The sequence below is a fragment of the Mumia flava genome, from assembly GCF_002797495.1.
Lineage (GTDB): Bacteria > Actinomycetota > Actinomycetes > Propionibacteriales > Nocardioidaceae > Mumia > Mumia flava.
In genome coordinates this window covers 358,355-384,689 of the sequence record NZ_PGEZ01000002.1, presented here as the reverse complement: position 1 = coordinate 384,689, position 26,335 = coordinate 358,355, and the positions used below count along the sequence as shown (strand labels likewise).

Here is a 26,335-nt window from a genome sequence, read left to right as displayed (position 1 = left end):
GCGCGACGACCCGTGGGCTCAGACCAGCAGGCGCTGCGCCGCGAACGCCTTCGGTGTCTGGCCGAAGTGGCGTCGGAACGCGAGGATGAAGCCGTTGACGCTGGTGAACCCGATCCGGTGTGCGACGGCCGAGACCATCTGCCCACCGGCCAGGAGCTCGACCGAGGCGTTGAGCCTGGCGCGGGTCCGCCACTCCGAGAACGTGAGACCCGTCTCGGTGACGAACGCTCTCCTGAGCGTCGTCGAGCTGACGAAGTGAGCCTCCGCCCACTGCTCTGCTGTCCGGCGGTCCGCGGGGCCCGCGACGAGTGCCGCTGCGACCGCGGTCGCCGCAGGTGAGCGTGGCTCCGGGAGGGGGAGCGTCAGGGTGCTCGCGGTGAGCGCCGCGTACAGCTCGGGCGACGGCGCGGTGTCGTCGGCCTGGGTACGGAGCCGTGCGAGGAGCAGACTGCGCCCGTGGTCCGACACCGGGACCAGGGCAGGGCCGGCGGCGGGAGGATCGAAGCGGTCGGCGTCGAACCCGATCCCGGCCACCAGGCTGTCGGCATCGAACCGCGCACTGTGCCACGTCCCGGCGGGCAGCCACAGCGCGACGCTGCGGGACAGGTGGTGGGACGCGTCGCCGGCCTGGATGACGGCGTGCCCCAGCGGCGTGTAGAGCAGCTGGTGGAAGTCGTGCACGTGCGGGGCGTGGCCCCAGGCGCCGAAGTCCGGGTCCGAGTGAGGGGCGAGCACCGGATAAGGATAGCCTCACCATACGTCGAGCGCGTCAGGTGCTCACGCGCCCCGCGACGAGCTCGATCCGGCGGTCCGCGCGGCGCACCGTGTCGGGCCGGTGGGCGATCACGATCACCGAACGTGTGCGCGCGGCGCGAGCGAGCGCGTCTTCGACCCTGGCGGCGGTCACCGGGTCGACGTCGGCCGTCGCCTCGTCCAGCACCAGCACTTCGGGGTCGACCAGCGCGGCTCGGACGAGTGCGATGAGCTGGCGCTCGCCGGCCGACACGAGCCGGCCGTGATCACCCACAGGGGTGTCCAGACCGTCGCTCAACGCGCCGAGCCACGACGCGAGGCCGAGCGAGGTCGCCGCGGCGTGCATCCGCCCGTACGGGTCGGCCCCGAGATCGGTCGGCACCATCGCGAGGTTGTCCGCGACCGTGCCGCTGACCAGCACCACCTCCTGCGGGATCAGGACGACCCGGCTCCTCAGAGTGTCGGGGCCGAGGGACGACAACGGAGCGTCGTCGAGCAGGACCGTGCCGACGTCAGGCTGGTAGAGCCCCGCGAGGATCTTGCCGAGGGTGGTCTTGCCCGACCCGGTGCGCCCGACCAGGGCGACACGCTCGCCGGGATGGATCTCGAGATCGACGTCGGTGAGGGCGTCGCGCCCGCCGTAGGCGTACCCGATCTTCCGAGCCTCGAGGACGCCATGTCCGCGGCCGCCGGGCGCCCGGGACTCATCGGGGCAGAGCGGGTCGGGCTCGGTGGCCTCGACCAGGTCGAGCACGCGAGCCAGGTGCGTACGGGCGGCGCGGAGGTCGCCGAGGTGCGCGACCAGCTCCTGTACGTCGCCGAAGGCGTTGCGCGCCGCGAGCAGGAACACGACGGCGCCTCCGACGCTCAGCCACCCTGCGGCCGTCCCGCCGGCCGCGAGAGCGATGAGCACCACGACGAGCAGCCCGCCCACGGGGCCGAGGGCGACCAGCCACAGGTGGGCGCGCAGCTGTTCGACGCGCGCTCGCAGAAGCCGGTCGTTGTCCGTGGCGAACGTCTCCAGCCGCCGGCCCTGCGCGCCGAGGACCATCAGCTGCTCCCGCGCGGGCAGCGTCTCGGAGAACCGGGCCGAGACCTGTGCCTCGGCGGCGGCGACGGCGGTGAAGGCGGAGGGTGCGCGTGCGAGGAACTGCCGGACCAGGAGCGCCGCACCGAGCGCTGCCAGCACGACGAGGACGAGGGTGAGGAGCCAGGAGTATCCGGCGAGCAGGACGACGGTCAGGAGCACCATCAGACTGCTGTTGACCAGAGCCGGGAGCGTCGCGCCGACGAACTGGGAGAGCGCGGCGATCTCGCCCGTCAGACGACGCACCAGGTCGCCGCTGCGGTGGTTCTCCAGGAACCGGAGCGGCGCTGCGGCAACCCTCCGGTAGGCGTCCTCGCGCAGGTCCCGGACCACGGCCTCCCCGACCCGTACGACGAGGTAGGTGCCGCACCAGGTCGCGGCGAAGCTCACGACGACGAGCACGGTGAGCACGGCCGCGGCCTCCCACACCCTGGCGCGATCACCGGCCAGGATCGCGTCGGTGACCACGCCCGCGAGTGCGAACCCCCCGACACGCGCCCCGGCAGCGGCCACGTTCACGACCGTCGACACGGCGAGCATCGTGCGGTGCCCGCGCAGGTACCGCGCCGACCGGGCGAGCGCGGAGGTCTCGTCCGGCCGGTCCGAGAGTCGCCGTCCTTCACCCACGGGCGACCACCTCCGTCGGATGGAGCTCGACCACGTGATCGGCGCGGCTCCGGACCGCGGGCCGGTGGCCGGCGAAGAGGACGACCCGGTCGTCCGTCCGCGCGCGCAGCCGGTCGAGCAGCAGATGCTCGGTCTCCTCGTCGAGGGCCGAGGTGACGTCGTCGAGCAGGAGGACCGGGGTGTCGCGGAGCAGCGCCCGCGCCAGGGCGAGCCGTTGGCGCTCGCCGCCCGACAAGGTCGACCCGCGTTCGCCGACGACGGTGTCGAGCCCGTCGGGGAGCGCCTCGAGGACGACGTCGAAGGCAGCAGTCCGGCAGACCTCCCGGAGGCGCGCGTCCGACGGTGGCGGGCCGGCGGACGGGTCCGCGGCGAGCAGGAGGTTGTCCCGGACCGTGCCGTGCAGCAGCAGCGGGGCCTGCGGCACGAGCACGATCTGCTCGAACCGCTCGGCAACCGGGATCCTCCCCACCTCCGCGCCACACCAGCGGATTGCGCCGGTGTGGTCGCTGAGGCCGGCGACCGCGCGCAGCAGCGTCGACTTGCCGACGCCCGTGGGCCCGGTCACCAAGCCCCAGTCGCCCGGGGAGAGCGTGAAGGTGACCGGGGCCGCTCCGGCGGCGGCGACGCCGGTCAGCGCCAGAGACGGCGCGTGGTCGGTCGCCGCCCCTGGGGCGGGCGCTCCCGCGGAGTCGCGAGGCCGCCCGAGCTCGAGCACGGCGGTGATCCGCTCGGCGCTCACCCGGGCCGCGCCGAAGTCGCCGAGTCGGGCGACGATCGCGTTCGTCGCCAGCTGCACCGTTCCCATCCAGAGCGTGAAGGTCGTCAGCTGGCCGACGTCCATCCGTCCGTCCAGCGCGGCCAGTCCTCCGACGGCCAGCCCGACGGCGATCCCGGCGAACGGGACGGCCTCGCCGCTGGCCGCCCACAGCGAGCGGATCCGGGCGACGGCGACGATCCGCTCGGTCACGTCCGCGCTGCGGGCGTCGTGCCTGCGGACCAGCGCTGCCTCACCGCCGACGCCTCGCAGCGTCGCGTACGCGGAGGTCAGCTCCTCGACCGTGCGCGTCCTGGAGGCCTGGGCCTGTGCGAACGCCCCGATGCGACGGGCGAATCGCGGTGGCAGGGTGAGGTTGACGACCAGGAGGAGCGCTGCGCAGCCGAGCGCGACGAGCAGCAGACTCGGGTCGATCCCGGCGATCGAGGGCACCAGGACGACCACGGTGGTCCCGATCACCACCCAGGTCGCCAGACCGTGCACCCACACGAGGACCACGTCGACGTCCTCGACAGCACGCGACAGCGTGTCTCCGTACCCGTCGGTCCGGGTCGCGAGCGCGGCGTCGTCGGTGTCCAGGACGACGCCGAGGACGTCCTCGCGCAGACCCGCGGCCAGACGCGCCTCGGCGAGGTTCGACCACATCATCCAGCCGCACAGCCCGGCGAACTCGACCAGCACGACCGTCGCGAGCACCGCGACGTACCACGCGAGCCGATCGGTGCGTCCGTCGGCGACGACCTCCTGGACCGCCCGGCCCAGCAGGTACGGCAGGGCGAGGAACGCGAGCTGACGCACGAACGACGAGACCATCGCGGCTGCGAGCGTGCGACGCGACCGGCGCAGGCAGGCTCGGAGCAGATCGCGACCGGAGGAGGTTTCCACGCGTCGAGAGCGTACGGCCCTGCGCGCAGCGAGCGTCCAACTGTCCGTGCAGGCCATCGAATCCACCGCGCAGCGTGTTTCGCACGAACAGTTGGCCGATGCGGACGCTGGCTTGGACCCGGCGCGGAGGACCCGGCTACCGTCGAGACGTCGATGCCCCCGACCAGGACGAGGACGCATGCCCCGCACCCGCCGAGAGCTCAAGACCTACCCGATCAACGTGCGGCAGCTCGTGGTGAGCAGGGTGCAGGACGTCTCGGCCGGGATGCGCCGGATCACGCTGACCGGCGACCAGCTGCGCGCGTTCACGACCGCCGACGGGATCGCGGTTCCTCCGCTGCGCAACGAGGGCTTCGACGACCACGTCAAGCTGATCGTCCCCGGCCCCGGGCAGGACCGGCCGATCCCACCGGTCCAGGTCGAAGGTCATCTCGACTGGTGGCCACCAGCGGGGCGGCCGACGGCGAAGGACTACACCCCGCGCCGCTGGGACCCCGAGGCGGGCGAGCTCGACCTCGACCTCGTCCGGCACGGGTCGGGGTTCGCCTCGCGGTGGGCGGAGCACGTCCAGCCGGGCGACCCGGCGTACATCGCCGGCCCGAAGGCGTCCGCCCTGCTGCCCGACGGCGTGGACTGGTACCTCGTCGCCGGCGACGAGACCGCGCTGCCGGCGATCGGGCGCCTGCTCGACGAGCTGCCGCCCGGAAGCCGGGCCCAGGTGTTCGTCGAGGTCGAGGACGCCACGCACGAGGTCCCGCTGACGGCCGGGCCGGGTGTCGAGATCACCTGGCTCCACCGCCACGGTGCCCCGGCCGGCACGACCGACCTCCTCGAGCGCGCCATCCGCGACGCGGACTGGTGGGACGGGGAGGTGTACGCCTGGGTGGCTGCCGAGGCGCTCACCCTCAAGCCCATCCGGGCCCACCTCAAGCACGACCGCTCGGTCCCGCGCGACTGCCTCGACATCACCGGCTACTGGCGGCGCACGGTCGGGTCGGAGGCGGCCGAGCCGGGCGCGGCCACCGACGGTGTCGACGACCCCCAGGCGGCTGCGGCGACGCAGCTCGCGCGTCTCCTCGACAGCACGGGGCCGGCCGCGCTCCGGGCCGCGGTGTCCGTCGGCCTCGTCGCACGGCTCGACCGAGGGCCCGCACCGGTGGAGGTCCTCGCGGCCGAGCTCGGGCTGGCCGACGCGCCGCTGCGAGCACTCGTGCGCTATCTCGCGGCGGTCGACGTCGTCGTCCTCGACGACGGTGATCCGGCCGCGACCGGGACGGCGCCGGTCCGTCTCGGTCCTGTCGGCGAGCTCGTCGCGGACGAGGACACCCTGGCCGCGCTCGACCTCGGTGGTGCCCGAGCGCTGCTCGAGCTCTCGCCGGCCGACCTGGTGACGGTGCTGCGGACCGGCGCCGCCGCGCCGCGCTCGCCCGGCCGCCTGGTGACAGACCTGCTGGCCGGCGACCAGGCGAGGGCCGCCGAGCACCGCGCGTTCCGCGGCGGATCGGCGACCTGGTCGTCGCCGTCGATCGCCTCCCACCACGACTGGTCGACGTACCGGGAGATCACCGCGCTCGGCGCAGGTGCTCCCGAGACCGTCAGCACCGTGCTGCACGAGAACGTGAACCTCCGCGCGACCCTCGTCGACCTGCCTTCGGTCCTGCCGGGAGCAGAGGCTGCGGTCGAGGCCTCCGTACGGCCTCGGGTCGACGTTCGCGCGCAGAGCCCGCTGGCCCCGCTGACCGGCGCGGCGGGCGACGCCGTCCTCGTCGTCCACCTGCTCGACCAGCTCGCGGATCCGGACGCAGCCCACCTGCTCGGCGCCTTGCAGGAGCAGCTCGGCGACGCCGACCTCGTCGTCGCCGAGCTGGTGCTCGAGCCGGACGAGGCCACGCACGACCACGACGCCGAGATCGACCTGAAGCTCTGGTCGGCGTTCGGGTCGGGCGTCCGGACGCCGAGTGCGTACGAGGCGCTGTTCGGGGCCGCCGGCCTGCACCCGGTCACGCCGCGTGGCGGACAGGAGCTGGGATGGGACATGCGGCTCTGGGTGCTGCGCGCCGCGCCGGACAGGTGACGGGGGCGTCCTCGGCGCACCCCCGTCAGCGCTCGCCCGACAGCGTCCCTTCGAACGACGCGAGCTCCTGACCGTCGGGATCGCCGCAGGTGGAGTCGACGAAGAACGGCTCGTCGGCGTACGCCGGGTCGATCAGGTAGACCACCGTGCCGGACGCGGCGGTGCCGGGGGCGACCGGAGTCTCGAGGCGACGTGCGTCCGAGGTCTTGACGAGCCGAGGTGCGGCGGCATCCTCGGCGCTGGCAGCCTTCAGCGGTCCCGGGCACGCGGCAGGGTCGAACGCCCGGGCGCCGTCGGCCGGCACCGCCACGGCGTACCGCAGGACCACCCGCAGATCGTCGGGCCGGGCTCCTTCGCACCCGTCGTCGCACCCCTGCCCACCCCAAGGGCCGACGTCGACCAGGGACACCCGCATCGACACTCCCGACTCCCAGGTGTAGATCCCTCCGTCCAAAGGCTGGACGGACGCGTTCGCGGTGTCGTCCCCGTCGTCGGGGACCGGCGGCTTCTCCCCGGACGCCACCGACGCGAGGCGTACGACGGCGGTCTGCGTCAGCGCGGCGTGCGGCCCCTCCGCGGGGGAGCCGAGGTCCACGACGGCCACGGTGAGGAGGTTGTTGTGCAGGCGGACGAACGAGTAGCGGAACCCGAACACGAGCGGGAAGTCACCCGGCCCGACCACGCCCTCCACGGTGACGTTCAGCTGCTCGTCGACGGTCTCGAGCGCGGGATCGTCATCGGTGCGGACGGTCGCGACGACACGCGTCCCCTCGTCGTCGGTCACGTCGACCTCGTCGCACCCCTCGAACGTGTCCCGCAGCGAGCCGAGCGCCTCGGACGCTGCGGAGGCGCTCCCGTACGAGGCGGTCCGACTGATAATGTGCCGCGTGCCGAGGTCGCGTGTCGCCGCGTACTCGATGCCCGCCCGCGCCGTCCGGTCCGCCGGAGCCGTGTCGTCATCGGACGCGAGCGCGTCGAGCCGCGTCAGGCAGCCCGAGCCCCCCAGCCCGCCGTACGCTCCGGTGGGCTCCGTCTCGGTGTACTGCGGCCCCACCTCGTCGACGGTCAGCAGGGCGGTGGCGAGCTCCTGGTCGGTCAGCAGGACCGGTTCGGCGACGGGCTCGTCGTTCGGCAGGAGGCTGCAGGCCGAGGCCGCCAGGACCACCGCAGCGGCGACGAGCACGCCGACGAGCGCCGTCGGGACGCGGCGCGATCCGGGTTCGGCGGGATCACCAGGCATCGCTGCCAGTGTCGCCGTCGCGCGCCCTTTGCGCAGGTCAGCGGCGCTTGGACGTCCCGAGCTCGTGGCTGCGCGGCAGGTCCCAGTCCAGGCCCTCCGCCTCGGCGAGGAGGTCGTCGAACTGCTTCGCGAGCTCCTCGGGCATCGGTGTGGGTCGACGGGTCGTGAGGTCGACGTAGAGCTCCACGAACTCGAGGGTGCTCGCGACCTTGCCGGTCGTCCGGTCGAGCAGGATCGACATCGCGTGGATCGCCTTGTCGGAACGCCCGAGGGTCCGCAGGTGGACCGACAGGGCGTCCCCGATCAGCACCTCGCTGTGGAACTGGAGGTGGTGCTCGACGCTGAACGCGCTCTCGCCCGTCCGGTCGATCCAGCTCTGGTTGAGTCCGGCCCGGTCCTCGAACGCGGCGGCGATCCCGTCCATGTGGATCGTGTAGTGGTGGCGCACGTTCATGTGGCCGTTCATGTCCTCGAGGTCCGGGGTCGCGGTCAGCGCCGCGACCGGAGGCAGGGCATCGAGGTCAGCCACGGTCGGCCGGCGCAGGTCGCTCATCGGGTTCCTTCCGGAGGGTTGCCCTGATCGTACTGAGCGCGTGCGACAGGCCTGTGACGTCCTCCCGGGCTGCGCCGTGCCGAGTCCCGCCCAGCGGACCTCGACTTGAACGAAGCGCCGAGACCCGGAACGGTGGAAGGTCCTGTTCGCCATGGAAGGAGAGCGTTGTGCTCACCCTCACTGAGAACGCAAGCCAGATCGTCACGGCCCTCGTGGCCGACCAGACGGAGTCGTCCGACGCGGGTCTGCGGATCAGCGGACCCACCGACGACGGGTTCGCCATCACAGCGGTCACCGGCGCCGAGCCGGGGGACCAGGTCGTCGCCGAGGGCGATGCCAAGGTCTACGTCGACCAGACGGCCGCGATGATGCTCGACGACAAGGTGCTCGACGCCCAGGTGACCGACCAGGGCGGCGTCCAGTTCGCCCTCGCGGAGCAGCCCTAGCCGGACGCACCGGGTGCGCTGTGGTCACCCCGCGCAACGGCACGCGGGGTGACACCACCGGCGGCGTAGCGTGCGGGAAACGCGCGAGCGTCGGGGGGCGAGCAGCGTGAACATCTCATCGACTCTGGGCGGTCGGCCGACGACCGTCGCCGTGCCGGCGTCGGGTCCGGGCCGCGCCGCCACCAAGAAGCCCAAGCCGCCGAAGGACCCGACCGCCGAGTGGGCGCGGGTCCTGTCCACCGGCTTCGTCCTCGTCACCGGCCTGCTGACCGCCGTCGGCGGCTACACGGGCGGGATCGGGCGGATCCTCCGCAACGACCCGTGGCGTCTCGCTCTCGCGATGATCGGCATCGGCCTCGCCGTCGCCCTCGGCGTGGTCGCGACGCAGATCCCGCGGATCAACCAGCGGTCGAAGCGCGAGCTCAGCGTGTGGGAGCCGATCCTGACGATCGGCGCGATCGTGGTCTTCCTGGCGGCGATGGGCTCCGGCATCACCGCCGCCGCGTACTCCTCCACGCTCAAGGACCGGCCGTCGCTGTCCGCCCACCTCGTCCGGACCGACGCCGGCGGATGGTCCGTGCGCGGCGAGGCCGCGACGAGCGGCCTCGCGTCCGCCGACCGTCTCCAGATCCTCGTGTACGGGGTGCCGTCCGACGGCGGGGACCCGGTCCGGATCTACTTCGCGACGACCGGACCGGACCCGGACGGGATCGTCGCCGAGCAGTTCGAGGCGCCGCTGCCCGACGGGGCGTTCGACGCCTTCGTCGCGACCGCGAACACCGGGACGCTCCCGCGCGACTGCGCCGGGAACCGCGCGTTCTACGTCCAGTCCGACCCGGCCGTCCTGAAGGAGGCCGAGAACTTCGTCGAGGAGTGGCAGAACGCCTGCGTCACCTTCGCCCCACCGGGTGACGGCTGAGGCTAGGGCCGGGCGACCTCCTCACGTGCAGCCCAGGCCGCTCTGGCGGCCAGGGCCTCCAACGGACCGCGGCCCACCCAGCGGCGCCACGGGATCGCGACCGCCGCCGCGATCGCGACGTGGAGGAGCAGCGCGTCGTCGACCGCCCGCGGCAGCAGCGTCGCCACCAGCACGACGTGCAGCGAGTAGAGGGTGAACGTCATGCTCCCGATCGCCGCGACCGGCCACAGCACCCGGCCGATCGCGTGCTCCAGCAGCAGCATCACGCCGATCACCGCGACCGCGGTGCCGAGGGTGTGCAGGAGGTCGGGCGGCGCGCCGGAGTGAGGGGAGGCGATGCCGAGCCAGGACCACGAGGTCGTCGGGGTGGTCCCGTAGAACCCGACGTGCAGCACGTCGGCGTCGATCGGCCCGGTCGCGGCGTGCCCGCCGGTGCCCGCAGCCTCGAGCGCGCTGAGCCCGCCGGCGTCGAGCCACCGGACCGATCCGACCCAGGCTGCCGCGGCGACGACGGTCCCGACGGCCGTCATCCACACGGCGACCGCGAGGCGGCGCAGCGGGAGTCGGCCGATTCCCATCCCGACCAGCAGGTAGGCGGTCCACGTGAGGACGGGGTAGTAGCCGGTCAGCACGAGGTTCGTGAACGTGTCCGCCGGGTCGACGAGCATCGATCCGAACGTGGGCACGCCGAACGCTAGGGGAGCGGTGGCGCTCTCGCGCAGCCACTGGCTCAGGACGGGTGCGAGCGCGGCGGAGGCCAGCCCGAGCCCGATCAGCCAGCCGGCGCGCAACGGCAGGAAAGGGACCGCGACCACGAAGAGCAGGCCGTAGTAGCAGAGGATCACCGCGAGGCCCGAGTCGAGCTCGCCGAGCGCGAGACCGACCGTGAACACCACCGCCGCCCGCGCGGACGTCCCGGCGGCGGCGACCGTCCACGACTCCCCGCGCGGAGGCGTACGTCCCCCGCTGGCGAGCGCGATGCTCACGCCGGCCAGCACGGCGAACAGCGCTGATGCCCGTCCGCTCGCGAGCAGGTGCGCGAGGCCGACACCGCCGTCGGCCTCACGGCCCGGCTCGAGGTGCGTCCCCATCATCCCGACGAGCGCGACCGCCCGCGCGGCGTCGATCGCGAGGAGCCGGCCACCGGAGAGCACGGTCGAGCGACCCGGAACCAGGCTCTCGTTCGTGTCGGTCATCGCGCCGCCCCCTCACATCCGCGCGCGGAGAATGCGGTGGTGCCATCGTGCCAGGCACCCGAAACCGCACCCGCGAGGAGAGCGGGGTCGCGACCGGGTCGCCCGGGAGGTCAGGTCAGGGCGGTGTCGCCGCAGAGGTGCACCTGAAGCCCCAGGGCGTCGAACAGCGCGGCCTTGGCGAGCAGCCCGCGGTCCGCGGTCTCGGCGTCCGGGGCGTAGACGACCTGGACGTGGTTCGCCTTGTGCCGCGCCATCATCTGGTCGCGCGAGACGCCGTGCAGGACCGCGTGCATGATCGGCCACTGCCGGTCGGTCGCGTCCAGCCGGCGCTGGGTCTCCTCCGTCGGCAGGTCGGCCACGTGCGCACGACCGAGGTCGACGTGCAGGGAGCCGTCCGCGATGTACACGCGGCTCCACACGATCTCGCCCGGCTTCGACACCCCGCTCAGCGTCCCACCGCCGAGCGGGAAGAACATCGGAGGCTGGCGCATCGAGTACGAGGACGCGTAGCCGCCGTGGTGAGACGCCGGGACGGACCCGGAGATCTCGAAGACCCACACGAACTCCCCGTCGTACGCGTCGCCCCACCGGATGTCGTGCAGCGTGGTCGCGGGGTCGAGACCCATCGCGGTCCAGATCCGGTTCGTGACGAGCGCGTCGACGGCGACCCCCTCGTCGACCTCGTTGAAGTGGGGCAGCGGTGCGCCCGCGTACAGCTCGCGCGCGCCGTCGCGCGACCGTACGGGCGGGCGCGCGACGTTATTGAGCAGACCTTCGGCCAGGTCGCTCGCCGGCACCACGTCCTTCAGGCCCTGCTGGTACTGGATCCCGACCGCGTCGAGGCCGAAGTCGTCGGAGATCCGCAGCGCCGCGACGTACATCGCGAGCTGGCTGTCGACCTGGTCCTCGGTCAGCTCGGTCGCGGGGTCGCTGCCGAAGTGGAACGTGAGGCCGGCGTCGTCCAGCCAGGCCCGTACGGCCGCGCGCTCGTCGGCGCTGACGCGGTGCATCTCGGCGACCAGCGCGCTCTGCGAGAGCCGCTCCTTGTAGATGCCGAGCGGGTTGAGGAGCTCGTCGTCGATGATCGCGTTGTACATCCCCATGCAGCCCTCGTCGAAGACGCCGATGATCGCCTTCTCGCGCTGCAGCTGCCGTGCCAGCGCGCGCCCGAGCACCACCTCGTCGGCATCCTCGTCCAGGGCGGGGAGCGCGTGGACGTGGCTCGCGTCGTGCTCGATCGTCCCCGTGCGCAGCCACTCGCCGAGCCTCGTGCGTGCCCAGTCGTCGGTGAAGTCCTCGCTCCACAGCGCCGAGTAGGCGACGCCGGCCTTGGTCAGGCTGGCCGTGAGGTTGAGCAGCCCGACGAGCCCGGGGAAGTCGCCCGCCCAGTTCGCGACGACGAGGATCGGACCACGGTGGGTGCGCAGGCCGGCGAGCACGTGGTGGCTGTACTGCCAGACCGCGTCCACGACGACGACCGGGGCGTCCGGCGGCACGTCCGCGAACACCTCGAGGCCGCGGCGCTGACTGTCGATGAACCCGTGGCCGGTCTCGGGATCGACTCCGTGCGCCCGCTGCACCGTCCACCCGTGCGCGGCGACCGCGTCGGCGAAGTCCGCCTCGAGCTTCTGCTGGGTCGGCCAGCCCGCGACGTTCGCCGACAGCCGCAGGTCACCGGACGCGACGACGTAGAGCGTGTCGGGTGCGGCGACCGCGGGCTCGGTGGTCTCGGGCAGGGTGTAGGCGTTCATGCGGTTCCCTTCTCGGTGGTGCGCCGGTCGTTCGGGCGCTGGTCGCTCGTGCGCTGGCGGTCGGCGAGACGGTGGGTCAGCTCACGGGTCGCGGGGTACGCGTCGCGGTACAGCGCGAAGAGCGTCGAGTACTCCTCGTGTCGTGCAGGGTCGGGGCGCAGCACGGTCTCCGGCGGGTTCCACGTCGCGATGTCGGCCTCGCCGGTGGCGCAGGCGGCGAGGTAGGCGGCCCCGTACGAGGCGCCGATCGTCTGCCGCGGCACGACCTGGTCCAGTCCGGTGACGTCGGTGACGATCTGCGTCCACAGAGCGCCCTGCGTCCCGCCCCCGACGGCGACGACGCGACGGACGTCCCCGCCGGCGTCGAGGATGGTCTCGACGTTGTGCCGGACGCCGTAGGCGGTCGCCTCCAGCGCGGCGCGGTATAGGTCCCCGCGGGTGTGGGAGAGCGTGAGCCCGGCGACGAGCCCGCGCGCGTCGGGGTCGAGGATCGGGGTCCGCTCGCCGGCGAAGTAGGGCAGCATCAGCAGCCCGTGCGCGCCCAGCCCGGACGCCTCCGCCTCCGCGACGAGCTGCGGGTACGGCGTGCCGCCGACGAGGTCGCGCAGCCAGCTCGTGATCGCCCCGGACGTCGCCATGCCGCCGGCGAGGCACCGGGTGCCGGGGAACGCGCCGACCGGCCCCCACATCGACGGCGTCGTGACGCGGTCGGCGAGGGTGTTGATCAGGAACATCGTCGTGCCGTACATCAGCATGAGGTCGCCGACGTTCTGCGCGTCCACGCTCACCGCCTCCGACCACGCGTCGATCGTCCCGGCGACGACCGGCACCCCCGCGGGCAGGCCGGTCGCCGCGCTCGCCTCCGGCGAGACGGTGCCGACGACGTCGGACGGCCACACGAGCCGGGGGAGCGCGATCCCGGGGGCGACGTGGTGCGCCCACGGCTCGTGCCACGCGAGCGCGTCGGTGTCGTACAGCGGACTCGCCTGGCTCGCGGAGTGGTGGTCGAGCACGTACGCGCCGGTGAGTCGCCGGACCAGCCACGAGCTCGGCATGAACAGCCGGCGCGCCCGGGCGTACGCCTCGGGCTCGTGCTCGGCGACCCAGGCGATCTTCGGGCCCGCAGCCTGCGAGGTGAGGGCCGAGCCGCCCCGGCGGAGGACGGCGTCGGCGCCCAGCTCGTCGTCGAGGCGCGCGATCTGCGCGCTCGCGCGGGTGTCGACGCCGTAGAGGATCGCCGGACGGACCGGCACGTCGTGCTCGTCGGCCAGCAGCACGCACGGACCCATCCCGCTCACGCCGACACTCTCGACGCTCGCGTCCGGAGCGGCGGAGAGCAGGTCGCGGACGATCGCGACCGCCTCGTCCCACCAGACCTCGCCGTCCATCTCGACGTGTCCGACCCGCGGTCGGTCGACGGCGTGCTCGCGGGTCGCCGTGGCGAGGATGCGCCCGTCGCGATCGACGAGGACGCCCTTGCTGCTCGAGGTGCCGATGTCGACGCCGAGTGTGGCCTGCGTCATGCCGTGACCGTCTCAGAAATCGATTTCTGCGTCAAGATCGCGTCCTTTCTCGGCTCTTATCGGGTGGTCTCGTACCGACCGCCGGCAGGGTGTGGCGGCTCAGCGGTGAGATGGCTCGACCGGGACGACGATGCGGTGCGCGTCCTGCTGGTCGCCGCCGATCCGGGCGATCAGCCGGTCGGCCGCCCGCGTCCCGAGCTCGCGGGCCGGCAGCGGCAGCACGACGCTCCCGGGACGCGGCCACAGCCCGAACGGCAGGTCCCCGACGACGACCAGGTCGACGTCGTCGCCCCCCGGGTGCGCATCGAGCGCCCGCATCGCCCCGACTCCCATCAGGTTGTTGGCGACCAGGACGGCGTCCGGCGGTTCGGGGAGGCCGAGCAGCCGCTCCATGCCGCGCCGACCTCCGTCGACGCGGTAGTCCGCACGGACCAGCATGCTCTGCGGGTCCGCCCCCGGGTGGTGCGCGGCGAACACCTCGCACCACCCGTCCGCACGCTGGTCCGCCGTGTCGACGTCCACGGGCCCGGTGATGCACGCGACCCGGCGGTGCCCCGACGCGTACAGCCGCTCGGTCCCGGCGCGCCCGATCGCGACGTCGTCCATCACGACGGAGTCGAGGTCGTAGCCGTGCGCCCCACGGTCGACGGCGACCACCGGCGTGCCGCGGGACACGAGCGCGTCGAGGTCGGGGTGGTGGCTCGACGGCGCGAGGATCACCCCCGCCATCCGCTCCGAGAGCGCGACCTTGAGGTAGCGGGTCTCCTTCGCCTCCTGCTCGTCGGTGTTGCAGAGCACGAGCGACAGCCCGGCCTCGCTCGCGCGGTCCTCGGCGCCGCGGGCGAGCGCGGTGAAGAACGGGTTCTCGACGTCGGGGATGATCAGCGCGATCACCTCCGACGTACGGCGGCGCAGTCGCCGGGCGGCGCGGTCCGGCTGGAAGTCCAGCTCCTCGGCGGCGCGGCGCACGCGCTCGGCGTACGCGGGCGAGACCGCGATCCCGTTGAGCACGCGCGAGACCGTCGCGGGGGAGACCCCCGCGCGCTGCGCCACCTCGTAGATCGTCGCCATGACGGACTCACCGTACGGGGGTCAGGACCGCGGCCGCAGCCGAAGATCCTGCATCCCCCCGTCGACCGCCACGCCGATCCCGGTCGTGGAGCGCGCCGCCGGGCTCGCGAGGTACGCCACGGCGGCCGCGACCTCCTCCGGGGAGACGAGACGGCCGTGCGGCTGGCGTGCCTCGAGGGCGGCCCGTTCCGCGGCCGGGTCCGGCGCCTTCGAGAGCAGCCGGCCGATCCACGGCGTGTCGGCGGTCCCGGGGTTCACGCAGTTGACGCGGATCCCCTCGCGCAGGTGGTCGGCGGCCATCGCGCGGGTGAGCGAGAGCACGGCCCCCTTGGTCGCGGAGTAGAGCGCACGCTCCGGCAGCCCTGCGGTCGCGGCGATCGAGCCCATGTTCACGATCGCGGCGCACGAGGACCGGCGCAGGTGCGGCAGGGCGGCGCGGGACGTACGGACCATGCCGAGCAGGTTCACGTCGAGCACCCGGTGCCACTCGTCGTCGTCGTTGTCGGCGACCGTGCCCTGCGCGCCGACGCCGGCGTTGTTCACCAGCACGTCGATCCCGCCGAGGCGGTCCGCAGCGTCGTCGACCGCAGCGCGCACGACCGCGTCGTCTCTGACGTCGCAGGCGATGCCGACGGTGCCGTCGGGAGCGCCGTCGGGGTCGAGGTCCAGCACGGCGACCGTCGCGCCGCGGCTGCGCAGCTCTGCGGCGATCGCGGCGCCGATGCCGGAACCACCGCCGGTGACGACGGCGCGGACGTCGGAGAAGTCGGTCACGGCCGGTCCTCCTCGTGGGCACGGACGGTCTGCCGCTGCCGGCCCAGTCCGTCGATCTCGAGCGTGACGACGTCGCCGTCGCGCAGGTAGGGGAAGCGGCCCGACAGCGCGACGCCCTCGGGCGTGCCGGTGAGCACGAGGTCACCGGGGTCGAGCACCATGTACTGGCTCAGGTCGGCGAGGACGTGCTCGACGTCGAAGACCATGTCGGCCGACGACGAGTCCTGACGCGGATCGTCGTTGACCCAGCTGCGCAGGCCCAGTGCGCGGTGGTCGACCTCGTCGGCGGTGACGAACCACGGCCCGGTCGGGGTGAAGCCGGCGGCCGACTTGCCCTTGCTCCACTGGCCGCCGGAGACCTCGAGCTGCAGGTGCCGTTCGGAGAGGTCGTTCGCGAGCACGAACCCCGCGACGTGCTCGAGCGCGGCGGACGGCTCGACGTACGACATCCGGCGGCCGACGACGACCCCGAGCTCGACCTCCCAGTCGGTCTTGCGGCTGCCGCGGGGGAGGGTCACGTCGTCGTCCGGCCCGACGACGGTGTTCGGCGGCTTGAAGAACACGACCGGGTGCTCCGGCGGCTGCGCCCCGGACTCGGCGGCGTGCGCGGCGTAGTTCATCCCGATGCACACGACCGCACCGGGGCGTGCGATCGGAGCGCCGACGCGGAGGGTCTCGGCGTCGGCGATCTCGGGGAGCGTCCCGGCGTCGAGGGCACGCCGGACCGCGTCGAGACCGCCGCCGGCGAGGAAGGCGCCGTCGATGTCGGGCGTGAGGGACGACAGGTCGAGCACACGGTCGTCCAGGACGAGGGCCGGGCGCTCCTGCTCCGGCGGGCCGAGTCGGGCCAGCTTCATGCGGTCCTCCATACGAGGCGAGAAATCGGATCTCTGGTGGTTCTGCGCCGGGACGATACGCCACGGCGGAGGGATGGAACGAACACGGCCCCGAGTGTTGACGAGCAAACATCCTATGTCTAGTGTGTGACCGGCATCACTGGAACCGTAAGAGGAGACTACGTGAGCACCTTCGTCGCTCTGGACACCGTGGACGTGCGCTTCCCGACCTCGCGCACCCTCGACGGCTCGGACGCGATGAATCCCGATCCCGACTACTCCGCCGCGTACGTCCGGCTGCGCACCGACGCCGCCGACGGGCTCGAGGGGCACGGGTTCGTGTTCACGATCGGCCGCGGCAACGACGTGCAGGTCAAGGCGATCGAGGCGCTCGCGCCGTACGTCGTGGGCGCCGGCGTCGAGGACGTGCTGGACGACCTCGGGGAGTTCTGGCGTCGCCTGGTCCACGACTCGCAGCTGCGCTGGCTCGGCCCCGAGAAGGGCGTGATGCACATGGCGGTCGGAGCGGTCGTCAACGCGCTGTGGGACCTCCGCGCGAAGCGTGCCGGGCGTCCCCTGTGGCAGCTGCTGGCCTCGCTGGAGCCGCGCGCGATCGTGGACCTCGTGGACTTCCGCTACCTCTCGGACGCGCTCACGCCTGCCGACGCCCTCGAGATCCTGGAGAAGGCCGAGCCGGGGCGCGCCCAGCGCGAGGCCGAGCTGCTCCGCTCGGGCTACCCCGGCTACACCACCACCCCGGGATGGCTCGGCTACGACGACGCGAAGCTCGAGCGGCTGTGCCGCGAGGCGGTCGAGGCCGGGTTCCGGCAGATCAAGCTGAAGGTCGGGGCGGACCGCGACGAGGACGTCCGACGGCTGACGATCGCGCGGCGCGTGGTCGGCGACGACATCGCGATCGCGGTCGACGCCAACCAGCGCTGGGAGGTCGACGAGGCGGTCACGTGGATGGAGGCGCTCCGCCCGTTCGACGTGGCCTGGATCGAGGAGCCGACGAGCCCGGACGACGTCCTCGGCCACGCCGCGATCGCCCGGCGCGTGAAGCCGATCAGGGTTGCGACCGGCGAGCACGTCGCGAACCGGGTGGTCTTCAAGCAGTTCCTCCAGGCCGATGCGCTCCAGGTGATGCAGATCGACGCCGCGCGGGTCGCCGGCGTCAACGAGAACGTCGCGAACCTGCTGCTCGCCGCGAAGTTCGGCGTGCCGGTGTGCCCGCACGCCGGCGGGGTCGGGCTGTGCGAGGTCGTCCAGCACCTCTCGATGTTCGACTTCGTCGCCGTCTCGGGCTCGCTCGACTCTCGGGTGATCGAGTACGTCGACCACCTGCACGAGCACTTCGTCACGCCCGTCGACGTGCGCGACGGCGTCTACCGCGCACCCACCGCGCCCGGCGCAGGCAGCGAGATGCTCGCCGAGTCGCTGGAGACGTACCGGCAGGGTCGCCATGGCTGAGCCCTTCCGCGGGCGGCTCGGCTACGGGGCCGCGAACGTCGGCAACCTCGATCGCGCGCTGAGCGACGAGGACGCCCACGCGATCCTCGCGGCGGCCTGGGACGCGGGCGTCCGCACGTTCGACACCGCGCCGCACTACGGCCTCGGTCTGTCCGAGCGGCGGCTGGGCGCCTTCCTGGCCACCAAGCCCCGTGACGCGTTCGTCGTCTCGACCAAGGCGGGACGTCTGCTCGTCGCGGACCCGGCGGCCGGCGGTGAGCTCGACCTCGCCCACGACTTCCACGTGCCCGCCGACCACCGGCGCGTGTGGGACTTCAGCGCGGACGGGATCCGGCGCAGCCACGAGGAGTCGCTCGAGCGCCTCGGGCTCGAGCGCGTCGACGTGCTGTACCTGCACGACCCGGAGCGCTCGGACCTCGCGACGGCCCTCGCGGACGGCCTGCCCGGTGCGGCGGCGCTGCGCGACGAGGGCCTCGTCGACGCGGTCGGGGTGGCGTCGATGGACACCGCAGCGCTGACGGCGTCGCTCGAGCGCCACGACCCGGACGTCCTCATGGTCGCGGCGCGCTGCACGCTCGCCGACCAGAGCGCGGGACCCCTGCTGGACACCTGCCTCGATCGCGGCGTCGCCGTCGCCGCGGCCGCGGTCTTCAACTCCGGCCTCCTGGCCACCGACGAGGTCGCCCCCGACGCGCGGTTCGACTACGCGCCGGCGCCGACGGCGCTGCGGCACCGCGTGGCACGGATCGCCGAGGTCTGCACCCGCTTCGGCACCACGCTGCCGGCGGCGGCCCTCGCGTACCCGCTGCGGCACCCCGCCGTACGGTGCGTCGTCGTCGGCGGGGCGGCACCCGAGCAGGTCCGGCGCAACGCCGCACTGCTCGCCGCACCCGTGCCCGACGGGCTGTGGGAGGCGCTGCACGACGAAGGGCTGGTGGCACGGTGACGACGATCGACGCGCACCTGCACGTGTGGGACCTCGCCTCGGGCGACTACGAGTGGCTCGGTCCCGAGCACGGCGCCCTCCACCGCTCGTTCACGTCCGCCGAGGCGAGCCGGCAGCTCGCCGCGGCGGGGGTCGATGCCGCCGTCCTCGTGCAGGCCGCCGACACCGAGGCCGACACCCGCACGATGCTCGCGATCGCGGCCGAGGAGCCGCTGGTCGCCGGCGTCGTGGGCTGGGTCGCTCTCGAGGACCCCGACCGGGCCGCGCGCCAGCTCGACACGTACGGCGGCGACCCCGCGTTCGTGGGCGTCCGCCAGCTGGTCCACGACGACCCCCGCGACGACGTGCTCGACCTGGCGCCGGTGCGCACGGTGCTCGGACGACTGGTCGAGCGCGGGCTCCCGCTCGACGTCCCCGACGCCTGGCCGCGTCACCTGGGCCGGCTCCCGGCGCTCGCCGACGAGGTCGACGGCCTCGTGCTCGTGGTCGACCACCTGGGCAAGCCGCCGCGGGGCACCGGCGGGATGGCCGACTGGGAGGCCGCGCTGCGCGAGGTCGCGCGGCGCCCGCGCGTGGTCGCGAAGGTCTCCGGCCTCCAGGTGCCCGGACAACCGTTCACGGTCGACGCGCTCCGGCCGGTCTGGGAGGTCGCGCTCGACGCGTTCGGGCCCGAGCGCCTGATGTACGGCGGGGACTGGCCGATGACGGTGCCCGACGGTGGGTACGAACCCCACTGGGAGGTGGTCCGCACCCTCGTCGACGAGCTGACGAACGACGAGCAGGCGGCCGTCCTCTCCGCGACCGCGCGGGCGGTGTACGGGGTTGACGTGTGATGCGGAGCACACCTAGCGTGGCCGGGCAGAAATCGATTTCAGGAGGTGGATCGGGTGCTTCTGGGCATCGACCCGCTGCTCACCGGTGAGCTGTTGAGCGCACTGGACGCGATGGGACACTCCGACGGGATCTGCGTGGCGGACGCGCACTTCCCGGCGGCCCGCCTCGGGCGGCGCGTCCTCGACCTGCCGGGCGCGGGCACCCCGGCGGTGGTCCGGGCCGTACGCAGCGTGCTGCCGCTCGACGACACCGATCCGCTCGACCTGATGCAGCCCGCCGACGACGGACGGCTGCCGGTCCAGGACGAGCTCGTGACGGCCGCGCGGCTCGACCCGGCCGAGGCGCGCATGGTCGAGCGGCACGCCTTCTACGACCTCGCCGCCCGGTGCTTCGTCGTCGTGCGCACCGGCGAGACCCGGACCTACGGCAACGCGATCGTGCGCAAGGGCGTCGTCCCGGCCGCACGGGAAGGAGCGTGACATGCCTGACCTGCTCGAGATCGAGGGGGTGAGCAAGGGCTTCCCCGGTGTCCAGGCGCTCGACGACATGCACCTGCGGGTGCGTCACGGCGAGGTGCTCGCGCTCGTCGGCGAGAACGGCGCCGGCAAGTCGACGCTGATGAAGCTCCTGTCCGGGATCTACACCCCGGACGCCGGGGACTTCCGCCTCGACGGCGAGCCGCTGCGCGTGAGCGGGCCGAGGGACGCGATGGAGACCGGCATCAGCATCATCCACCAGGAGTTCAACCTGATGCCGCACCTCACGGTCGCGGAGAACGTCTACATCGGGCGGGAGCCGCGCACCGGTGGCTTCGTGCTCTCGGAGCGGGCGCTGAACCGCCGCGCCGCCGAGCTGCTGGAGCGGCTCGAGCTGCCGTTGGACCCCCGCGCTCTCGTCGGCAACCTCACGGTCGCCAAGCAGCAGATGGTCGAGATCGCCAAGGCGCTGTCGTACGACGCGCGGGTGCTGATCATGGACGAGCCCACGGCCGCCCTGAACGACGCCGAGGTCGAGACGCTGCACGGGCTGATCCGACGCTTCATCTCGCCGACCACCGGCGTCATCTACATCTCGCACCGGATGGACGAGCTCAAGGCGATCAGCGACCGGATCACCGTGATCCGCGACGGTCGCTACGTCGAGACGCTCGACACGGAGACGACCACGATGAAGGAGGTCATCTCGCTCATGGTGGGCCGCACCCTCGCGGCCGAGGCCGAGCCCCAGAACGTGCGCGACGACCGCCCGGTGGTCCTCGAGGTCGAGGGTCTGTCGACCCGCGACCTGCTGCACGACGTGTCGTTCGAGCTGCGCGAGGGGGAGATCCTCGGGTTCGCCGGGCTGATGGGGGCAGGCCGTACGGAGGTCGCCCGAGCGATCGTCGGCGCCGACGCGAAGACGGCCGGCACGGTGCGCCTGCGCGGCAAGCCGGTGCGGATCCACCACCCGTCGGACGCCGCGCGGCTGCGGATCGGCTACCTGTCCGAGGACCGCAAGCGCTTCGGTCTGCTGCTCGACCAGGACGTCTCCGTCAACGTCGGGCTGACCTCGATCGGCGAACGGTTCAGCCGCAGCGGCTTCGTCCGGTTCGGCCGGATGCGCGAGGTCGCCGAGCAGATGGTGGAGCGGCTCGGGATCAAGACCCCGTCGGTCGCCCAGACCGCGAAGAACCTCTCCGGCGGCAACCAGCAGAAGGTCGTGATCGCGAAGTGGCTCGTCAAGGACTGCGACGTGCTGATCTTCGACGAGCCGACCCGCGGCATCGACGTCGGCGCCAAGGAGGAGATCTACGACCTCCTCAACGAGCTCGCCGGTGAGGGCAAGTCGATCGTGATGATCTCCTCCGAGCTTCCCGAGGTGCTGCGGATGGCGCACCGCGTCGTCGTGATGACCGAGGGCCGGATCAGCGGCGTGCTCACCCACGACGAGGCGACCCAGGAGAACGTCATGCACCTCGCGACCCTGCGCCCGGACGAGAACCCCGACGACGCCGCCGAGCTCGGCCTCGTGGGCGCCACCGGCGCAGCCCCCGACGTACCCGACACGAAGGCAGGAGACCGATGAGCACGACCACGGCGGACGACACCCGCGCCCCCCAGGCCGGCGGCCTGGGCTCGCGCTGGAAGGACCGGCTGCAGGAGCTGCTGGCGTTCGCCAGCCTGATCGTGATCTTCGCGTTCTTCTCGATCGCGAGCTCCAGCTTCTTCACCTACAACAACGTCACGAACATCCTGTTCTCGACGGTCGTGATCGGCACGCTCGCGCTCGGCACGACGTTCGTCATCATCACCGGCGGCATCGACCTGTCGATCGGCACCGGGATGGCGTTGTGCGCGGTGATGTCGGGCGTGTTCATCACCCAGTGGGACGTCCCGATCGCGCTCGGCGTCCTGATGACCCTCCTGTTCGGCGGTCTGATCGGCTTCGTCAACGGGTTCAACGTCGCCGTGCTCGGCATCCCGCCGTTCATCGCGACGCTGGCGATGATGCTGGTCGCCCAGGGACTCGCGCTCGTGATCTCGGGCAGCGCCCCGATCTACTTCACCGACGACCCCGGCTACGTGCGGATCTCGACCGGCAACCTGCTCGGCTTCGACTTCCCGAACGCGGTCCTCATCCTGCTGCTCGCGACCCTCGTGTGCGCCGTGCTGCTCAACAAGACGGTGCTCGGACGCTACACGTACTCGATCGGGAGCAACGAGGAGGCGACAGCGCTCTCGGGAATCAACGTCGGCAAGTGGAAGATCATCATCTACTCGTTCGCGGGGCTGTTCACCGGTCTCGCCGGCGTGATGATCTCCGCCCGGCTCGGCTCCGCCCAGCCCGCCACCGGGATGGGCTACGAGCTCCAGGCGATCGCCGCCGTCGTGATCGGCGGCACCTCCCTGGCCGGCGGCAAGGGCACGATCGTCGGCACGCTCGTCGGCGCGCTGATCATCTCGGTGATCAACAACGGGCTCCAGATCATGTCGATCGCCCAGGAGTGGCAGAACGTCATCCTCGGCCTCGTCATCCTCGTCGCCGTCTACGCGGACCAGCTCCGCAAGCGGGAGCGGTGACCGCCTCCGCACGTCCACCCAGCACACCCAGCACACCACGGATCCGACCACGAAAGAGGACTCCAGCATGAACATCCGACGCATCGGCGCGGCGGTGGCCGCCCTACCCCTCCTCCTGGCCATGAGCGCCTGCGGCGACGACTCCGCGAGCGGCGGCAGCGGCGACGAGCCGTACGTCGCGATCGTGTCCAAGGGCTTCCAGCACCAGTTCTGGCAGGCGGTGAAGCAGGGCGCCGAGCAGCAGGCCGAGAAGGAGGGCGTCCGGATCACGTTCGAGGGTCCGGCGACCGAGACCGACGTCGAGGACCAGGTCAACATGCTCAGCAACGCGCTGGCGAAGAGCCCGGACGCGATCGGGTTCGCGGCGCTCGACAGCAAGGCCGCCGAGCCGCTGCTCCAGCAGGCCCAGTCGCAGGACATCCCGGTGATCGCCTTCGACTCCGGCGTCGACAGCGACATCCCCGTCACGACCGCGGCGACCGACAACAAGGCCGCGGCCGCCGAGGCCGCGAAGCACATGGCCGAGCTGATCGGCAACCAGGGCAAGGTCGCGATGGTCGTGCACGACCAGACCAGCAAGTCCGGTACGGACCGCCGCGACGGCTTCGTCGAGTGGATGGAGCAGAACGCCCCCGACGTCGAGCTGCTCCCGGTCCAGTACGGCGACGGCGACCAGACGAAGTCGGCCGACATCACGAAGTCGATCATCCAGTCGAACCCCGACGTCGCCGGGATCTACGGCTCGAACGAGGGCTCCGCGATCGGCGTCGTCAAGGGCGTCGAGGAGAGCGGCAAGCAGGGCATCACGGTGGTCGGGTTCGACTCCGGCCAGGCGCAGATCGACGCCATCAACAACGGCGTGATGGCGGGCGCGATCACCCAGAACCCGGTCGGGATGGGCGAGGAGCTCGTCAAGGCCGCCGTCAAGGCGATCGACGGCGAGGACCTGCCCGACACGATCGACACCGGGTTCTACTGGTACGACAAGTCGAACATCGACGACGCCGAGATCCAGGCGGTCCTCTACCAGTAGACCGTCCTCGGGAACGTCCGCCCGTCCCCGGCCGGGACGGTGTGAACGGCAGTCCGCCGTCACGCCCCCCGGTCGGGGACGTGCTGTGTCTCGAGGTCGTGCGGGGCGTCGCCGGCCGTGTGCAGCCACCGCTCGACCCCGCCGATGTGCGAGGTGACGACCGCCCGTACGAGCTCGTCGTCGCCGCTGGCGATCGCGTCGACGATCGTCCGGTGCTCCGAGAGGGTCCGTTGGACCGCTCCCTGCTCGGTGAGGCCGCGCCAGATCCGGGCGCGCAGGGTCCGGCTCGAGAGCCCGTCGAGGATGCTCATGAGGTAGGAGTTGCCCGACATCGCGACGATCGCGGCGTGGAAGGTGATGTCGTGCGCGACCAGGTCCTCGACACCGGTGTCCTCGTCGACCTCGTCCAGCAGGGTCCAGAGACCCTCGACGTCCTCGGGCTTCGCGCGACGTCCGGCGAGGACCGCGGCGCCGGGCTCCAGGATCCGGCGAGCCTCGAACAGCTCGAGCACCGACGAGTCCTGGTGGAGGTCCACGACGAACGACATCGCCTCGAGCAGCAGACGCGGCTCGAGGCTCGTGACGTACGTGCCGTCGCCGCGTCGGACGTCGAGCACCCGGATCAGCTCGAGGGCCTTCACCGCCTCCCGGAGCGAGTTGCGGGACAGACCGAGCGCCTCGCTCAGCTCCTTCTCCGGTGGGAGACGGTCACCGGGGCCGAGCTCGCCGCGCAGCAGCATCCCCTTGATCTCGAGGATCGCCTGGTCCGTCAGTGCCACGCCGACAGTCTAGGGCTGTGCGGCGCCGCGGTCGCGCGGGCTGCCGGCGGGCCGGGTGGTGCGACGGCCCGACGGCCGCTGCCGGGTCAGTTGGTCCGGCGCGTCAGCAGGTGCGGGCCCAGGTGCCCGACGTACACCAGTCCGGTCCCGTCCCGACCCGTGTCGTCGAGGAAGTGGAGCCTCGGGCTCGGATCCGTGCGCCCGGTCTCGATGTGCACGTGGGTCAGGAACAGCGCGCGTCCGGACGGGTCGACCTCCTTCGGGACGCTGAAGGTCCGCGCATCGCGGTAGCGTCGGCCGCTGCGCATCTGCTTCGTCTCGCCGGACCGCACGTGCTCCGGGCGGATCTCGGGGTGCGGGGTCTGCTCGATCCACGCGCGGAACGTCGCGGCGCCGTCGTCGTCCGCCCGCGCCCGGGCGTACGCGTCGAGCAGGGCGAGCGTGAGCCAGGCGCGGCGCCGCCAGATCGAGCTCTTGGCCTGGTCCTCGAGCGGCACCACGAGCTTGGTGACGGCGTCGTCGATCACCACCATCGGCAGCTCGGCCCGGGCCTGGTCGAGCATGTCGGCGAACGTCTCGGCGTGGCACGCGGGCAGATCGGCCCACGGGTCGGTGGGCTCGGGCTGCGGCTCCGGCGCGGTCTCGCCGGCTGGGCGGGGTGCGTCCGAGGCGGGGGTGGGGTCGGGGGCCTCCGGCGGCGACGCGCGCCGGCCGGCCTCGTGCGCGAGACGGCGGACCTCGCGCTGGGCGCGACGGTTCGCGGCCTGCTCGCGGGCGAGCTCCGCCCGCAGGCGCGTCGTGGTCGCATCGGCTTCCGCGAGCTTCGCCCGGAGCGTGCGGACGACCGTCTCGTTCTCGTCGACGAGCCCGACGCCCGCCAGCCCCATCCGGTCCGCGATGTCGCCCAGCAATGCGGAGGCGGCCGAGGTGAGGGCGCCGACCGGGCTCCGTCGCGTGAGCCGGTGGTGCTCGGTCAGCGTGCCCTCGTGCCCGACGATCAGCACCGCCCCCTCCCGGCTGGGCAGGGCGAGGCCGTGCTCCGCGAGGGCGGACGCCGCCGCGTCGGCGACGGCCGGGCCGATCGCGAGCAGGCTCACGGCGCTGCTGAAGGGCTTCGGGATCGCCCCGGCGAGTGCGGTGAGCCGGCTGGACTTCACGTCGTCGGTGCGCGCGAGCACCAGAGGCGTCGGGAACAGGGACCGGGCGAACTCCTCGAACGCGGGCCCCATCTGCTCGGGGGCGTTGGGGTCCTGCCATCCCGGCGCGAGCGGCAGCTTGGTGAACGGGTCCAGTGCGTGCTCGACGGGGATGCCGGCGGCCGTGACGACGTCGCCGCCGAAGCGGTGGTCGTCGTCCTCGAGCAGCACGACCCGCACGGGTGTCACGAACCCGCCGGGCGCCGCGTCGTCGTGCTGCGTGAGCGTCGCGACGGCGCCGTGCGGGACCCGGCGCTCCGTCAGGTCCAGGCGCCACTCGTCCGTGCGCAGGATCGTGTGGGTCGCCGGGTCCTCGGGGTCCGTGCTGGCCGTCGGACCGGTACCGAACGACTCGACGAACGCACGGTGGTGCTCGACGCGCATCAGCACCACCGCGCCCCGGATCCGTGGCATCGCCCGCCCCTCCTCCGCTGCTCGATGCAACCGACGTTTACCACGGTGACCCGCAGCGGTTCCACACATCGGACGGGATCAGCGCGCGGTCGGG

The 26,335-nt window shown here is 72.7% G+C and carries 23 protein-coding genes; 10 read left to right on the top strand and 13 right to left on the bottom strand.

All coding sequences use genetic code 11. The features are described from left to right. Positions 1 to 18: 18 nt before the first annotated feature. From CLV56_RS15960 to CLV56_RS15950, 3 genes are read right to left on the bottom strand one after another with little or no spacing between them, the layout of a single operon-like run. Entirely contained in the window at positions 19 to 735 is a 717-nt protein-coding gene (locus tag CLV56_RS15960; protein ID WP_100415264.1) for a helix-turn-helix transcriptional regulator, read from the bottom strand. A 34-nt stretch (positions 736 to 769) separates the two neighbouring features. Next, complete coding sequence (locus CLV56_RS15955) at positions 770 to 2,467, bottom strand: ABC transporter ATP-binding protein (RefSeq protein WP_039356522.1); 1,698 nt, start codon at positions 2,465 to 2,467, stop codon at positions 770 to 772. Further along, positions 2,460 to 4,127: an ATP-binding cassette domain-containing protein gene (locus tag CLV56_RS15950; RefSeq protein WP_039356521.1), complete on the bottom strand. Its 1,668-nt coding sequence runs from the start codon at positions 4,125 to 4,127 to the stop codon at positions 2,460 to 2,462. Before CLV56_RS15950 ends, CLV56_RS15955 begins: the two co-directional genes overlap by 8 nt. Before the next feature lie 178 nt (positions 4,128 to 4,305). Here CLV56_RS15950 and CLV56_RS15945 point away from each other — a divergent pair, with 178 nt between their 5' ends. Then, positions 4,306 to 6,201: a siderophore-interacting protein gene (locus CLV56_RS15945; RefSeq protein WP_039356518.1), complete on the top strand. Its 1,896-nt coding sequence runs from the start codon at positions 4,306 to 4,308 to the stop codon at positions 6,199 to 6,201. A gap of 25 nt (positions 6,202 to 6,226) precedes the next feature. On the opposite strand, the gene CLV56_RS15940 is transcribed toward CLV56_RS15945, so the two are convergent. After that, complete coding sequence (locus CLV56_RS15940) at positions 6,227 to 7,441, bottom strand: hypothetical protein (RefSeq protein ID WP_039356514.1); 1,215 nt, start codon at positions 7,439 to 7,441, stop codon at positions 6,227 to 6,229. Positions 7,442 to 7,478: 37 nt separating this feature from the next. Next, positions 7,479 to 7,994: a thioesterase family protein gene (locus CLV56_RS15935; protein ID WP_157805190.1), complete on the bottom strand. Its 516-nt coding sequence runs from the start codon at positions 7,992 to 7,994 to the stop codon at positions 7,479 to 7,481. Positions 7,995 to 8,161: 167 nt separating this feature from the next. Between CLV56_RS15935 and CLV56_RS15930 the strand changes: the two genes are divergently transcribed. Then, entirely contained in the window at positions 8,162 to 8,440 is a 279-nt protein-coding gene (locus tag CLV56_RS15930; RefSeq protein ID WP_039356512.1) for a hypothetical protein, read from the top strand. Between the two features lie 106 nt (positions 8,441 to 8,546). After that, complete coding sequence (locus tag CLV56_RS15925) at positions 8,547 to 9,359, top strand: hypothetical protein (protein ID WP_039356509.1); 813 nt, start codon at positions 8,547 to 8,549, stop codon at positions 9,357 to 9,359. 2 nt (positions 9,360 to 9,361) lie between these two features. Here CLV56_RS15925 and CLV56_RS15920 read toward each other — a convergent pair whose 3' ends face one another. The 6 genes from CLV56_RS15920 to CLV56_RS15895 form a co-directional block, all read right to left on the bottom strand. Continuing rightward, positions 9,362 to 10,555, bottom strand: coding sequence for a heparan-alpha-glucosaminide N-acetyltransferase domain-containing protein (locus tag CLV56_RS15920; RefSeq protein ID WP_039356506.1), 1,194 nt, complete (start codon positions 10,553 to 10,555; stop codon positions 9,362 to 9,364). A 110-nt stretch (positions 10,556 to 10,665) separates the two neighbouring features. Further along, positions 10,666 to 12,306, bottom strand: coding sequence for a fucose isomerase (locus tag CLV56_RS15915; RefSeq protein ID WP_039356504.1), 1,641 nt, complete (start codon positions 12,304 to 12,306; stop codon positions 10,666 to 10,668). Beyond that, a complete protein-coding gene (locus CLV56_RS15910; RefSeq protein ID WP_039356502.1) occupies positions 12,303 to 13,829 on the bottom strand; it encodes an FGGY-family carbohydrate kinase in 1,527 nt (508 codons plus the stop codon). The genes CLV56_RS15915 and CLV56_RS15910 overlap by 4 nt, the downstream gene beginning before the upstream one ends. A gap of 99 nt (positions 13,830 to 13,928) precedes the next feature. Next, positions 13,929 to 14,900, bottom strand: a complete 972-nt coding sequence (locus CLV56_RS15905; protein WP_039356500.1) for a LacI family DNA-binding transcriptional regulator — start codon at positions 14,898 to 14,900, stop codon at positions 13,929 to 13,931. Positions 14,901 to 14,921: 21 nt separating this feature from the next. Next, entirely contained in the window at positions 14,922 to 15,674 is a 753-nt protein-coding gene (locus CLV56_RS15900; protein ID WP_039356498.1) for an SDR family NAD(P)-dependent oxidoreductase, read from the bottom strand. Beyond that, positions 15,671 to 16,531, bottom strand: coding sequence for a fumarylacetoacetate hydrolase family protein (locus CLV56_RS15895; RefSeq protein ID WP_039356495.1), 861 nt, complete (start codon positions 16,529 to 16,531; stop codon positions 15,671 to 15,673). Before CLV56_RS15895 ends, CLV56_RS15900 begins: the two co-directional genes overlap by 4 nt. A 162-nt stretch (positions 16,532 to 16,693) precedes the next feature. Here CLV56_RS15895 and CLV56_RS15890 point away from each other — a divergent pair, with 162 nt between their 5' ends. The 7 genes from CLV56_RS15890 (at position 16,694) to CLV56_RS15860 (ending at position 23,852) form a co-directional block, all read left to right on the top strand. Beyond that, positions 16,694 to 17,980 (top strand): enolase C-terminal domain-like protein, encoded by a 1,287-nt coding sequence (locus tag CLV56_RS15890; RefSeq protein WP_039356492.1) that lies wholly within the window; start codon positions 16,694 to 16,696, stop codon positions 17,978 to 17,980. Further along, on the top strand, positions 17,973 to 18,926 hold the full coding sequence (locus CLV56_RS15885) for an aldo/keto reductase (protein WP_039356490.1): 954 nt from the start codon (positions 17,973 to 17,975) through the stop codon (positions 18,924 to 18,926). The genes CLV56_RS15890 and CLV56_RS15885 overlap by 8 nt, the downstream gene beginning before the upstream one ends. Further along, positions 18,923 to 19,759 (top strand): amidohydrolase family protein, encoded by an 837-nt coding sequence (locus tag CLV56_RS15880; protein ID WP_039356486.1) that lies wholly within the window; start codon positions 18,923 to 18,925, stop codon positions 19,757 to 19,759. The genes CLV56_RS15885 and CLV56_RS15880 overlap by 4 nt, the downstream gene beginning before the upstream one ends. A 54-nt stretch (positions 19,760 to 19,813) precedes the next feature. Then, positions 19,814 to 20,239 (top strand): RbsD/FucU family protein, encoded by a 426-nt coding sequence (locus tag CLV56_RS15875; RefSeq protein ID WP_039356551.1) that lies wholly within the window; start codon positions 19,814 to 19,816, stop codon positions 20,237 to 20,239. A 1-nt stretch (position 20,240) separates the two neighbouring features. Further along, the gene (locus CLV56_RS15870; protein ID WP_100415260.1) at positions 20,241 to 21,824 is read left to right on the top strand and encodes a sugar ABC transporter ATP-binding protein; all 1,584 of its coding nucleotides are present in this window, start codon (positions 20,241 to 20,243) and stop codon (positions 21,822 to 21,824) included. Next, positions 21,821 to 22,819: an ABC transporter permease gene (locus tag CLV56_RS15865; RefSeq protein WP_039356484.1), complete on the top strand. Its 999-nt coding sequence runs from the start codon at positions 21,821 to 21,823 to the stop codon at positions 22,817 to 22,819. Before CLV56_RS15870 ends, CLV56_RS15865 begins: the two co-directional genes overlap by 4 nt. 67 nt (positions 22,820 to 22,886) lie before the next feature. Beyond that, complete coding sequence (locus CLV56_RS15860; RefSeq protein WP_039356481.1) at positions 22,887 to 23,852, top strand: ABC transporter substrate-binding protein; 966 nt, start codon at positions 22,887 to 22,889, stop codon at positions 23,850 to 23,852. A gap of 59 nt (positions 23,853 to 23,911) precedes the next feature. Here CLV56_RS15860 and CLV56_RS15855 read toward each other — a convergent pair whose 3' ends face one another. Together CLV56_RS15855 and CLV56_RS15850 are read right to left on the bottom strand one after the other, a co-directional pair. Beyond that, positions 23,912 to 24,631: a FadR/GntR family transcriptional regulator gene (locus CLV56_RS15855; protein ID WP_100415259.1), complete on the bottom strand. Its 720-nt coding sequence runs from the start codon at positions 24,629 to 24,631 to the stop codon at positions 23,912 to 23,914. A gap of 86 nt (positions 24,632 to 24,717) precedes the next feature. After that, positions 24,718 to 26,241: a hypothetical protein gene (locus CLV56_RS15850; protein ID WP_039356479.1), complete on the bottom strand. Its 1,524-nt coding sequence runs from the start codon at positions 26,239 to 26,241 to the stop codon at positions 24,718 to 24,720. Between the last annotated feature and the right edge of the window lie 94 nt (positions 26,242 to 26,335).